This window comes from Rhodospirillum rubrum ATCC 11170, assembly GCF_000013085.1.
GTDB lineage: Bacteria > Pseudomonadota > Alphaproteobacteria > Rhodospirillales > Rhodospirillaceae > Rhodospirillum > Rhodospirillum rubrum.
The window spans coordinates 163274-175737 of record NC_007643.1 but is presented as its reverse complement, the minus strand read 5'-3'; the positions used below and the strand labels follow the sequence as shown (position 1 = coordinate 175737).

General features: G+C 65.1%; 12 protein-coding genes. 8 read left to right on the top strand and 4 right to left on the bottom strand.

The features are described from left to right. Positions 1 to 60: 60 nt before the first annotated feature. Positions 61 to 744, bottom strand: a complete 684-nt coding sequence (locus RRU_RS00765) for an EI24 domain-containing protein (RefSeq protein WP_011387911.1) — start codon at positions 742 to 744, stop codon at positions 61 to 63. Positions 745 to 1049: 305 nt separating this feature from the next. On the opposite strand from RRU_RS00765, the gene RRU_RS00760 reads away from it, so the two are divergent. The 6 genes from RRU_RS00760 to RRU_RS00735 all read left to right on the top strand — a co-directional run bounded on the left by RRU_RS00760 (position 1050) and on the right by RRU_RS00735 (position 8226). Continuing rightward, complete coding sequence (locus RRU_RS00760; protein WP_014625876.1) at positions 1050 to 2045, top strand: adenosine kinase; 996 nt, start codon at positions 1050 to 1052, stop codon at positions 2043 to 2045. Between the two features lie 12 nt (positions 2046 to 2057). Then, on the top strand, positions 2058 to 3899 hold the full coding sequence (gene typA / locus RRU_RS00755) for a translational GTPase TypA (protein ID WP_011387909.1): 1842 nt from the start codon (positions 2058 to 2060) through the stop codon (positions 3897 to 3899). Positions 3900 to 3959: 60 nt separating this feature from the next. Continuing rightward, positions 3960 to 5612 (top strand): AmpG family muropeptide MFS transporter, encoded by a 1653-nt coding sequence (locus tag RRU_RS00750; protein ID WP_011387908.1) that lies wholly within the window; start codon positions 3960 to 3962, stop codon positions 5610 to 5612. 96 nt (positions 5613 to 5708) lie between these two features. Further along, entirely contained in the window at positions 5709 to 6248 is a 540-nt protein-coding gene (gene ppa, locus RRU_RS00745) for an inorganic diphosphatase (RefSeq protein ID WP_011387907.1), read from the top strand. 109 nt (positions 6249 to 6357) lie between these two features. Beyond that, entirely contained in the window at positions 6358 to 6966 is a 609-nt protein-coding gene (locus tag RRU_RS00740; RefSeq protein ID WP_011387906.1) for a TetR/AcrR family transcriptional regulator, read from the top strand. 156 nt (positions 6967 to 7122) lie between these two features. Beyond that, entirely contained in the window at positions 7123 to 8226 is a 1104-nt protein-coding gene (locus tag RRU_RS00735) for an NADH:flavin oxidoreductase/NADH oxidase (protein WP_011387905.1), read from the top strand. Here RRU_RS00735 and RRU_RS00730 read toward each other — a convergent pair. Beyond that, positions 8213 to 8761 carry a GNAT family N-acetyltransferase gene (locus RRU_RS00730; RefSeq protein ID WP_162470592.1) on the bottom strand — a complete coding sequence of 183 codons (549 nt, stop codon included), beginning with the start codon at positions 8759 to 8761 and terminating at the stop codon, positions 8213 to 8215. The two genes, RRU_RS00735 and RRU_RS00730, sit on opposite strands and share 14 nt — an antisense overlap. A 195-nt stretch (positions 8762 to 8956) precedes the next feature. Between RRU_RS00730 and RRU_RS00725 the strand changes: the two genes are divergently transcribed. Together RRU_RS00725 and hemB are read left to right on the top strand one after the other, a co-directional pair. Then, entirely contained in the window at positions 8957 to 9919 is a 963-nt protein-coding gene (locus RRU_RS00725) for a cyclase family protein (RefSeq protein ID WP_011387903.1), read from the top strand. Between the two features lie 323 nt (positions 9920 to 10242). Then, on the top strand, positions 10243 to 11226 hold the full coding sequence (gene hemB, locus RRU_RS00720) for a porphobilinogen synthase (protein ID WP_011387902.1): 984 nt from the start codon (positions 10243 to 10245) through the stop codon (positions 11224 to 11226). A gap of 32 nt (positions 11227 to 11258) precedes the next feature. Here hemB and RRU_RS00715 read toward each other — a convergent pair whose 3' ends face one another. Beyond that, entirely contained in the window at positions 11259 to 12059 is an 801-nt protein-coding gene (locus RRU_RS00715) for an AraC family transcriptional regulator (RefSeq protein ID WP_014625874.1), read from the bottom strand. Between the two features lie 42 nt (positions 12060 to 12101). After that, positions 12102 to 12455, bottom strand: coding sequence for a MarR family transcriptional regulator (locus tag RRU_RS00710; RefSeq protein ID WP_011387900.1), 354 nt, complete (start codon positions 12453 to 12455; stop codon positions 12102 to 12104). Positions 12456 to 12464: the final 9 nt, after the last annotated feature.

Below are 12464 nucleotides of genomic sequence, written 5' to 3'. Positions count from 1 at the left end.
GGCGTTTGGCTCTCTCTCAAGAAGGATCGCGGGCTTGAAGCCAGTTTATCCAGGTGATGGCTACCCCCGCAACATGCCAGGAGAGGAACGGCGCAGGGCCTCGACCATGTGAACCATCGCCGCCGTTCCGATCACCGGCACCAGCAAATTGAGAACAGGGATCGTGGTGAGAAAGGCGATCGCCGCCCCCAGGGCCCACAGCCGGCCCCGGCGCTGACGGCGCAGGGCCAGGGCGCTCGCCCGGTCCATCCGCCGGTGGGCGGCCAGCTCAAAGAACTCGCGGCTGATCAAATAGCCGTTCAGGGCGTAAAAGGCGATAAGGCTGACCCCGGGGACCAGCAGATAAAGCGGCAGGGCCAGAATATTAAGGCCGACGGTGATCAGCGTGAACTGCAGAGTCGAAATCACCGTCTCCGACAGCGGAATAGCGCGCGGCGCCCCCAGGTCGGGGTAGTGGCGGGCATCCACCGCATCGGCGACTCCGTCGAGGAAAAGCCCCGAGACCAGGGTGACCAGCGCCGGAAAGAACAGCAAGGCCAGCACCACCACCGCCCCCCCGGCGGCCCAGTCGATCACCGTGTCAAGCCAAAGGATGTCGGTGGCCTGCACCGCCCCCAGGCCGAAGGAAAGCCCGGCGACGAGCCCGATATAGCCGAGAATCGTCAAACCGATCGAAATCAGAAGAACCCGGCGAACCTTCGGATCGCCAAGTTGGGCGAAGGCTTTCGCGAGCGCGTTGAGCATGAAATCGTATCCCCTGTTGCATTGCGACGGGCGGGCGGATATTGAGGGCAGGCGCCGGCCCGCGCAAGGTCCCATGGGTGCGGGGTTGGGTTTTGCCCGACCACGCGCCGGGCATGCCTTGTGGTCTGGGCCCTGGTTGCTATACTGCCGCCGATTGGCCTTCCGCCGTGACGGGCGCGGGGAGAATGGTCGAACGGCGAATTCCTACGCTCCGCCAGCCCCAGCGCCCACCCAGACAGAGTCGCCAGCGCTCGATCGACCAGAGCCGCCCGCGCTCACCCAAGAGAGAGTCGGACGTAACATCCATGCACGAACCCCGTTTCGACGTGGCCGGTATCGGCAACGCGATTGTCGACGTGTTGTCCCACGCCGATGACGCCTTTCTCGCGACCAATGACCTGCCCAAGGGCGGCATGACTCTGATCGACGAGACCCGCGCCGAGGTGCTTTACGCCAGCATGGGCCCGGGCATCGAAGCCTCGGGCGGTTCGGCGGCCAATACCATGGCCGGTCTGGCCTCGCTCGGCGCCCGCACCGCCTTCATCGGCAAGGTCCGCGACGATGCCCTGGGCGCGATCTTCCGCCACGACATCACCTCGATCGGCGTGACCTTCCCGACGGCGCCGCTGACCGAGGGGCCGTCGACGGCGCGTTGCCTGATCCTGGTGACGCCCGATGCCGAACGCACGATGAACACCTATCTTGGGGCCTGCACGCAACTCGCCCCCGACGATATCGACGCGGAGGTGATCGCCGATTCGGCCATCACCTATATCGAGGGCTATCTGTGGGACCAGCCCGCCGCCAAAACGGCCATTCTCCAGGCCGCCGCCCAGGCGCGAAAAGCCGGGCGCAAGGTCGCCCTGTCGCTGTCGGATTCCTTTTGTGTCGACCGTCACCGCGACACCTTCCTTGAATTGGTCGACAATCACGTCGATATCCTGTTGGCCAACGAACATGAAGTCATGGCGCTTTTCGGCAGCGCCGATCTTGATCAAGCGACCGCCGCGCTGCGCGGTCGCTGCGCCTTGGCCGTCGTGACCCGCAGCGCCAAAGGCTGTCGCATCGTCAGCGCCGAAAGCGTGACCGATGTTCCCGCCGAAACCGTGGATCATCTCGTCGACACCACCGGGGCTGGCGATCAGTTCGCCGCCGGGTTTCTTTTCGGCCTTTGCCGGGGGTACGAGCCAAAGCTCTGCGCTCGCATCGGCGCCATCGCTGCGGCGGAAGTGGTATCCCACTTCGGCGCCCGTCCCGAAGCGGCGTCGTTGGCCGATCTCGTCAAAGCTAAGCTGGGCTAAGAAAAAAACTCCATGACCACCCTTCGCAACATCGCCATCATCGCCCACGTCGACCACGGCAAGACCACGCTCGTCGACGCCCTGCTCAAGCAGAGCGGCAGCTTCCGGGAAAACCAGAAAGTGGACGAGCGCGCGCTCGATTCCAACGATCTGGAAAGGGAACGCGGCATCACCATCCTGGCCAAATGCACCTCGGTCGACTGGAAGGGCGTTCGCGTCAATATCGTCGACACCCCGGGACACGCCGATTTCGGCGGTGAGGTCGAGCGCATCTTGTCGATGGTCGACGGTGTCGTCCTGCTTGTCGATGCCGCCGAAGGCCCGCTGCCCCAGACCAAATTCGTGCTCGGCAAGGCCCTGGCCCTTGGCCTGCGCCCGATCGTCGTCATCAACAAGGTCGATCGCCCCGACGCCCGCGCCCATGAGGTCCACGACGAGGTTTTCGATCTGTTCGCCAACCTCGGCGCCTCGGACAAGCAGCTTGATTTCCCCTGCCTGTTCGCCTCGGGCCGCAACGGCTGGGCGGTGAACACGCTTGAAGAGATCGACGGCGGCACCGAAGGCCTGACCCTCGAGCCGCTGTTCAAGTTGGTGGTCGACCATGTGCCCGCCCCCGAGCGCGTGCTTGACGCCCCCTTCGCCATGCTGGCGACCACCCTTGAATACGACCCGTACCTGGGTCGCGTGCTGACCGGCCGCATCCTGTCGGGTCGGGCCAAGATCAACATGCCGATCAAGGCGCTGGCCCGCGATGGCCGCATCCTTGAACAGGGCCGCGCCTCCAAGCTGCTGGCCTTTCGCGGCCTGAACCGCGTTCCGGTCGAAGAGGCCGAGGCCGGCGATATCATCGCCATCGCCGGTATCGCCAAGGCCACCGTGGCCGATACGCTCTGCGCCCTGGAACTCGATCAGCCGATCTATGCGGCGCCGATCGACCCGCCGACCCTGGCCATGACCTTCTCGGTCAACGACTCGCCCTTGGCCGGCCTGGAAGGCGACAAGCTGACCAGCCGCGTCATCGCCGCCCGTCTGGCCCGCGAAGCCGAGGGCAATGTCGCCATTCACATCCGCGAAACCGAAGACAAGGACGCCTTCGAGGTCGCCGGCCGTGGCGAACTGCAGCTTGGCGTGCTGATCGAAACCATGCGCCGCGAAGGCTTCGAGCTGTCGATTTCGCGCCCGCGCGTGCTCTATAAGACCGACGAGCAGGGCGGCAATCGCGAAGAGCCGATCGAAGAGGTGGTGATCGACGTCGACGAGGAATTCTCCGGCACGGTCGTTGACAAGATGTCCCAGCGCAAGGCCGAGCTTCAGGAAATGAAGCCCTCGGGCGGCGGCAAGCTGCGCTTGGTCTTCCACGCCCCGTCGCGCGGACTGATCGGCTATCACGGCGAATTCCTGACAGACACCCGGGGCACCGGCATCATGAACCGCCTGTTCCACGGTTATGCCCCGTTCAAGGGCACGATCGACGGCCGGCGCGAGGGCGTGCTGATCTCCAATGGCGCCGGCGATGCCGTGGCCTATGCCATCTTCAATCTTCAGGACCGTGGCCCGATGTTCATCGAGCCGGGCGTGAAGGTCTACGAGGGCATGATCGTTGGCGAGCACAACCGCGGCAACGACCTGGAAATCAACGTCCTCAAGGGCAAGCAGCTGACCAACATCCGCGCTTCGGGCAAGGACGAGGCCATTCGCCTGACCCCGCCCTTGCGCAAAAGCCTGGAAGAGGCCCTGGCCTATATCCAGGACGACGAGTTGGTCGAGGTGACCCCGAAGACCATCCGTCTGCGCAAGCGTTGGCTTGATTCCAACGAGCGCAAGAAGCGTTCGAAGAAGGTCTCCGAGGCCTGATCGACCAAACGGCGTCCCTAAACCGGACGCTGACGGCATGAACCACCGACAGGTCCCGCGATGACCCCAGCCCCCCGCCCCCCCTGGCGCCTGAAACTGGCACCCCAGGGCAGCGGCGGGGCGCTGCGGCGCCTCGCCCGGACCTGCGGTCTGGCCGCGGTCGGCCGCCTCCTGCTCGCCCCTTTGCCCGCCGGCTGGCGCGAGGCGGTGATCGCCATCGGCGATAGCCGGGTGGCGCGGATGGGCTTTCTCGGCTTTTCCGCCGGTCTGCCGCTGCTGCTGGTGTTCAGCACCCTGTCGGTCTGGCTGCGCGAAGCCGGGATCGACCGGGCGACGGTCACCATGCTGAGTTGGGCCGCTCTGGCCTATTCCTTCAAATTCGTCTGGGCGCCGCTGGTCGACCGCCTGCCCCTTCCCGTCCTTGGCCGTCTTGGCCGAAGGCGAAGCTGGCTGGCTTTCGCCCAGGGGCTGGTATGTCTGGGCCTTGTCTGGACCGCAGCCTTCGATCCCGCCGTCGCCCTGCCGATGACGGCCCTGGGCGCGGTGATCATCGCCTTCGCCGCCGCCACCCAAGACGTGGTGATCGACGCCTATCGCATCGAAGCCGCCGAACCGGCCCTGCAATCGCTGATGTCGGCCAGCTATATCGCCGGCTACCGCGTCGGCATGCTGGTCTCGGGGGCGGGATCGCTGTGGCTGGCCGCCCTGCTCGATCCCGGCACCGGCTATGACCCCGCCGTCTGGGCGACGGTGTATCGGACGATGGCGGCGGTCATGGCCCTGGGGCTGATCACCACCTTGGTCATCCCCGAACCCGAGCGCGCCCCGCAAACCGCCGAGGCCGACGACCGCTCGACGGCCGACCAGCTCCGCTTCGTCGGCGTCATCGTACTGGCCGCCGCCGCCTTTCTCGGCGGTTTCGTCGCCCTTGACGCTCCGGCGCGGGGGATCGCCCAAGGTTTGCACGCCGCCGGAACCGGCGAGCCCCTGGCCCAGGCCCTGGCCGGCGCCCTGCGGCTGATCGGCGCCCTGGCCGGAGCCGGGGTGGCCGCCAGCGCCCTGATCGCCCTGGGGCTGGCCTCGCGCGAGCACCTGCGGCGGACCTATATCGCGCCGATCGCCGATTTCTTCGGCCGCTATGGCCGGCTCGCCCTGCTGGTGCTCGCCCTGATCGGCAGCTACCGGGTGGCCGATGTGGCGATGGGGGCGATCGCCAATGTCTTTTATGTCGACATGGGCTTCACCAAGGAGCAGATCGCCACCTACACCAAATTCTGGGGCCTGTGGGCGACCCTGCTGGGTGGTTTTCTGGGCGGCATCGTCGCCCTGCGCGTCGGGGTGATGGGGGCGTTGTTCATCGGCGCCGTGCTGGCGGCGCTGTCGAACCTGCTGTTCGCCGCCCTGGCCGGCCATCCGGGCGAGACCCTGTGGCTGATGATCGCCATCGTCGGCGACAATCTCAGCGCCGGCATGGCCTCGGCGGCCTTCGTCGCCTATCTCTCGGCCCTGACCTCGGTGCGCTTCACCGCCATGCAATACGCCCTGTTCAGTTCGCTGATGACCCTGCTGCCCAAGGTCCTGGCCGGCTATGGCGGATCGGTGGTCGATACCGTCGGTTATGCGTCTTTTTTCATCGGCACTGCGGCGCTTGGCCTGCCGGTGCTGGTCCTGGTTGCCCTGGCCGCCCGCTTCGCGCCGCCAAAATCGCACTGATCCCCCGGGGCGGCGCCTTTCGCGGCGCACGCAAAGAGGCTACTGTGCGCCGCGCCGCCGCGGGAGGCGGGGGATACGACAGAGAGGACCAAGTTAATGGATATCAAGAAAATTCCCGTGGGCAAGAACCCGCCCCAGGATGTGAACGTCATCATCGAGATTCCGCTGCTCGCCGATCCGGTGAAGTACGAGGTCGATAAGGAATCGGGGGCGATGTTCGTCGATCGCTTCCTGCACACCGCCATGCACTACCCCTGCAACTACGGCTTCGTTCCCCATACCCTGTCCGACGACGGTGATCCGGTGGACGTGATGGTGGTCGGCCGTATTCCGGTGGCGGTGGGCTCGGTGATGCGCACCCGCCCGGTCGGCGTGCTGTACATGGAAGACGAAGCCGGCCGCGACGAGAAGATCCTGGGCGTGCCCCACAGCAAGCTCTACCCCTATCACGACAACGTGAACAATTTCGGCGACCTGCGGCCGATCGAGCTGCGGCGGATCGAGCATTTCTTCGCCCACTACAAGGACCTTGAAGAGGGCAAGTGGGTGAAGATCCTGGGCTGGGGCAATTACAAGGAAGCCTGGGACGTCATCGAAAGGGGCATCGCCGCCGAGGCCGCCCACAAGAAGGTCTAACCGATCGCACCGGGGCCGGCCGATCTGGCCCCGGCGAAGCCCGCCTTCCAAAGACCTTGCTTTTGCCAAAGGCCTTGTATTTGGAAGTGAACGCTCCCAAATTACCATCATGTCTTCCCCCGCTCCCCCCAGAGGTCCCGGTCGCCCCCGCGAATTCGATCTCGATGTCGCCCTTGATGGCGCCATCGTGGCCTTCTGCGAGCGCGGCTTTCATGCCAATTCGATCACCCAACTTTCCGAAGCCATGGGCGTGGGCACCGGCAGCCTCTATAAGGCGTTCCCCGACAAGCGCGGCCTGTTCTTGGCGGCGGTCGAACGCTATGCCGCCCTGCGCGGCGCCCAGCTTGACGCCGTTCTCGACACGGTCGAGGGCGGGCGTGAGCGCCTGCGCGCCGCCCTCACCTTCTATGCCGCCACACCCCATGACGGCGACGACCGCCAGGGCTGCCTGCTGGTCAACGCCGCCACCGAATCGGCCACGTTCGATACCGCTCTTGCCAATCGCATCCGCGATTGCCTGTCGCTGACCGAAAGCCGGCTGGCCGGGCTGATCGCCGAGGGCCAAAGCGACGGCTCCATCGACCAAACCATCGATGGCCCGGCCACCGCCCGGCTGATGCTCTGCCTGATCCATGGCCTACGGGTCGTTGGCCAAGCCGGCATGCCGCCGATCGGCGTGGCCGCGCTTGTCGACGCCGCGATGAGAACCCTGCGCTAAACAGCGGGCGTGAAATCCACTTCCCGCGCCTCTCTAAACGCTATCCAAACCCGGCCAATCGGGGCATTTATTAGAAAGCGAACGTTCCCTATCAATCTTCCTTTCCCTCTCTTCCTCTCTTCCACTCCCCCCCTCTTCCACTCAAGGACTCCGCCGATGGCGACAAGCCAGCTTTTCCAGCCGATCACCCTGGATGGATTGACCCTGCCCAACCGCATCATCATCGCCCCGATGTGCCAGTATTCGGCCAAGGACGGCCGGACCACCGGCTGGCACACCATCCATCTTGGCCAACTCGCCCTGTCGGGTGCGGGGATGCTGATCATCGAGGCGACGGCGGTGGAGCCGGCCGGTCGGATCAGCCCAGCCGATTTGGGGCTGTGGTCCGACGAGACCGAGCACGCCCTGGCCGAGACCCTGGCCCAGGTTCGCGCCTATTCGACCATGCCGATCGCCCTGCAGATCGCCCATGCCGGGCGCAAGGCCTCGACGGCGGTGCCCTGGGAAGGCGGCGCGCAGATCGCGCCCGACGCCGGCGGCTGGCAGACGCGGGCGCCTTCGGCCCTGCCCTTCGATCCGTCGGAAAACCCGCCCGTCGCCCTGACGGTGGCCGATTTGACGGAGCTGCGCGAGGCCTTCGCCGACACCGCCCGGCGGGCGGCGCGCGCCGGGATCGACGCCATCGAGATCCACGCCGCCCACGGCTATCTGCTTCATGAGTTCCTTTCGCCGCTTTCGAACCGGCGCAGCGACGCCTATGGCGGCTCGTTGGAGAACCGCCTGCGCTTCCCGTTGGAGGTTTTCGACGCCGTTCGCGCCGCCTTCCCCGCCGGCAAGCCGGTTGGCGTTCGCGTCTCGGCCACCGATTGGGTGGAGGGCGGCTGGAGCTTGGAAGAAACTATCGCCTTGGCCGAGGCTTTGAAGGCGCGCGGCTGCGCCTTCATTCACGTATCAAGCGGCGCCCTCAGCCTTGACCAGAAGATCCCCGTCGGGCCCGGCTATCAGGTGCCCTTGGCCCGCGCCATCAAGGCGGCGACCGGCCTGCCGACCATCGCCGTCGGCCTGATCACCGAACCCGAACAGGCCGAAACCATCCTCGTCAGCGGGGATGCCGATATGATCGGGCTGGCGCGCGGCATTCTCTACGACCCGCGCTGGCCCTGGCACGCCGCCGCCCGCCTGGGCCAGAAGATCGAGGCCGCGCCCCAATACCTGCGCGCCGCCCCCCATCAGGCCGCCGACCTGTTCAAGGTCGTCTAACCACAAAGGGGGGCTCCTGCGCGGGGCCCCCCTTTTCCCCGATGACCACGGTAGCGCCCAGGCGATGAAACATCGACTGAACCGCGAAGGGCAGATGGGGGAAACGCTCGATCGGCCCCTCTTCGAAGCCTCGCTGACGATACCAATCTCGCAGGGCGACATGGCGCTCGATGACGCCGATCCTGACGCTCCGCGCCCCCGCCGCTTTGGCATGATCGAGACAATGGGCGACAAGGAGTCCGCCATGGCCCCGACGCCGTTCGGACTCGAGAACGGACAGCCGGTTGAGGGCGGCGACGCCGGTCTCGGCTAGGCGACAGGCGACACAGCCCACCGCAACGGAGTCGCGTTCCAGAATAAAATAGGTCTCTCCGCAAGCCATCCCCCGCTCCACCCAGGCGGGCGTGCAGAACGACGGATGTCGGGGGCAGTTTTCGGCGGTCAAGCCGAAGGCGAGCGCCACATCGCGATGGGCTTGGCTGATGAGCCCGGCCACAAGGATAAGATCGGTGGCGGTCGCGCCGCGAAAACGCATGGCGGCGACTCCGGCGAGGAACGAGGAAGGATAAGTCTCGCCCAAGCCCAGGCCCAGCGTCAACGCGCGACCGCCGCCAGGGGGGAGGCAGAAGGCGTATTGAAAAGATCGCTCCATCACCGGGGATTGACCGACATCATCACTCGACTATAGCCTCGAAGGGCAGGAAAACCCGTCTGTCTTGGAGGTTGCCCGATGCCGCCGACTCCCCGGTCCTTGTCGCTGTTTGCCGCACTTTTTCCCCTGGCGCTCGCCGCCTGCGCCACCGCCCCGCCGCCGCCGGCCCCGCCGCCGCCCGGTGGAGCGCTGTGGTCGGTTTATGAAACCCAGCTCAAAACCGCCAAATACATCGACCTCACGCACGCCTTTTCGCCGGTTCAGCCGGTCTGGCCGGGTTTCGCCACCGCCAGCTTCCGCCCGGCGGTCGCCGGCGCGACGATTCCGGGCTACGTCGCCAAGGGCAAACCCTTCACCTATAAGGACCATGGCTTCATCGCCACCAGCTATGTCCTTCCCACCGACCAATACGGCACCCAGCTTGACCCGCCGGCCCATTGGGACGAGCGCGGGGCGACCATCAGCGATCTGCCGCCAACCTATGCCCTGCGCCCGCTGGTGGTGATCTCCATCGCCGACAAGGTCGCCCGCGACCCGGGCTATGCCCTTCAGGTCGCCGATATCGACGACTGGGAGGCCCGCCATGGGCGCATTCCCGAAGGATCGGTGGTGATGGTGCGTTCGGACTGGTCAAAGAAGTGGGCCGATAGCACCGCCTTTAACGCCAAGCCCTTTCCCGGGGTCGGCCTTGCGGCGCTGAAGGTTTTGCACCTCGAGCGCAAGATCTTGTTCCACGGCCACGAACCCCTTGATACGGATTCGACGCCGACCCTGGAAGGGGAAGCCTGGCTTCTGCACAACAACTTCACCCAGGCCGAAGGCGTAACCAACCTGGATCAGGTTCCCGAGGCCGGGGCGCTGATCTCGATCGGCTTTGCCAAGCCCAAAGGGGGAACCGGCGGCTTCGCCCGCTATGTCGCCATCGCCCCGGCCGATTGGCCCCACGGCGTCTCGGTGATCGAGGCGCCGGGCGCCCCTTTGCCCCAACAGCCCGCCCCGCTCAAACGCGATGCCCAGGGCGTTCTGGTGCCAACGCCCTAATCACCGCCGCGGCGGATAACCAGCGGCCGGCCCCATCGATCGGCGGGTCCGGCCGCTGGGCTTTCCCGGTCAAGAGCCTGGATTTGCCATGCGCCCCGTTAAGGCCGCCGCCTGCGGAAAAGAACACCGCTTAAAGGCGCTTTGCTCCCCATCGTCCCCCAGGTTGTCCGATTTGACGCGGACTATGTCCCATTGGAAGAAGATCGCAAGTTTTAGGCTCGGTATCATGCTTTGAAATGAGGATGGATCGGTGAGGGGTGGACCTCGCGAGAGCCCCCATAGAACACTGAATTCATCCTTTTTATTAGCGAGAGAGCCCTCATATGTCAGCCATCTTTCCGGTTACCCGCATGCGCCGACTGCGCCGTTCCGTCGCTTTGCGGGACCTTGTCCGAGAAACCACGGTTTCGACGAACGATTTGATCCAGCCCATTTTCGTTGAGGAGGAGATTGACTCGCCAATCCCCATCCCAACGATGCCGGGAATCTCTCGGATCCCCGAACAGCACTTGGCGGCCGAGATCGAAGCCCTCGCCCGCCTGGGGTTGAAATCGGTGATGCTGTTTGGCATCTCGCACCACAAGGATCATTGCGGCAGCGACACCTGGAACCCGGACGGGTTGGTGGCACGGATGTTACGGACGGCGAAGCACGCTGTGCCGGACATGGTGGTTATTCCTGACATTTGCTTTTGTGAGTACACGGACCATGGTCATTGCGGCGTGCTAGACCAGGGCCATGTCGCGAACGACGCCACGCTGGCCAACCTCGTGAAACAGGCCGTTGTCGCCGCCGAGTCGGGAGCGGACATCCTGGCGCCATCGGGCATGATGGATGGTCAGGTCCAGGCCATTCGTGCCGGATTGGATAAAGCCGGCTTCCTGGAAATCCCGATTATGGCCTATGCCTCGAAGTTCGAGTCCGCCCTCTACGGACCCTTCCGCGTAGCCAGCGAGTGTACCTTGCAGGGCAACCGCAAGACCTACCAACTCGATCCGATGAACGGTCGGGCCGCCCTCCGGGAAGCCCTCTTGGACGAAGCGGAAGGAGCTGATTTTCTCATGGTGAAGCCCGGCACGCTCTACCTCGATGTGCTTCATCAGCTGCGCCAACGCACCTTGCTGCCGCTCGCCGCCTATCAGGTGGGGGGGGAGTACGCCATGATCAAATTCGCCGCCCTTTCCGGCGCCCTTGACGAACGCTCGACGGTGCTTGAGACCCTGGGGGCGTTCAAGCGCGCGGGCGCCGATCTCATCGTCAGCTATTTCGCCCGCGACGTCGCGCGCTGCCTGGACGGACGGGCCTGAGCCCCCGCCCGGGGACACGACCATCGTCCGCGTCAGTGGGGGAAATATTGGCTCGGTTTTGCGCCGGTCAGCCGTCTAAACATTGACGCGAAAGCCCCGGGCGTCTCATAGCCAAGATCGGCGGCGATGGCCGTCACCGGTTCGCCCGCGGCAAGCCTTGGCAGCGCCGCGAGGATGCGCGCCTGCTGGCGCCAGCAGCGAAAGGATACGCCGAGTTCCGCCTGAAAGAGCCGCGCCAAGGTCCGACTGGACGCCCCAACGATCTTCCCCCATCCCTCGAGACCATGATCGTCACCGGGATTCGCGAGAATCGCCTCGCAAATACGCGTCAGCCGTTGATCGCGGGGGGACGGCAGGCGGAGCGGCTGTTCGGGAGACCATTGGATCTCTTCTAGTAGAAGGGCCATCAAGCGGCCGTCGCGCCCATCGACATCGTAGTCCACCGGGATATCCGCAGCGCACAAGATCAACTCGCGCAAAAGCCCGGAGACCTGAACCGTCCGCGGAAAAGAACTGAAGTCCTCTGGAAAAACGTCGGGATGAATATAGAGCGTGCGCAGAGAGACATCTCCCCGCGCTCGCATGCGATGCTCGACGCCCGGCGGCATCCACACCGCGCGTTGGGGGGGGACCAGCCAGAGATAGTCTGACGAGATCACCTCCATGACGCCGGAAACGGCATATATCAACTGCCCGCGCACATGACGATGCATCGGCACGACGGAGGCGCTGGCATAGGCTTTTGACATCGCTCCGATCGGCCTGGGTACGTTTTGGTAATAAGCACTGTCCGTACTCTTCATCATCGCACCCACATCAAGCGATATACGCATGTTACGGATCGCGCTGTTGGCAGGCCCTGTCGGCTTAACCCGCTATTCGGACTTGGTGTTGCGACCGGCCGAAACGATGATGTCGCCGAATTCGCGCAAGAACACGCTGCCCTTGACCGTGCGCTGAATCAGCACCGACCGGCGGTCGGCCTCGTCGGTCTTACGTTTGACCAAGCCGTAATCGCTGAGCCGGTCGACGGCGCGGGTGATCGCCGGCTTGGACACATTGAGCAGCCCGGCCAGACCGCGCACCGTATGGGGCTGCGGCGTCAGATAAACGGTGAGCAGCAAGGCCATCTGCCGCGCCGAAAGATCGGGGGCGTCCCGACGCACGCTTTCAAGGATGGACCCGCGCCATAAATCAAGCGCTTCTACCGGGTTCAGAACAACAGGCATGACAAGATC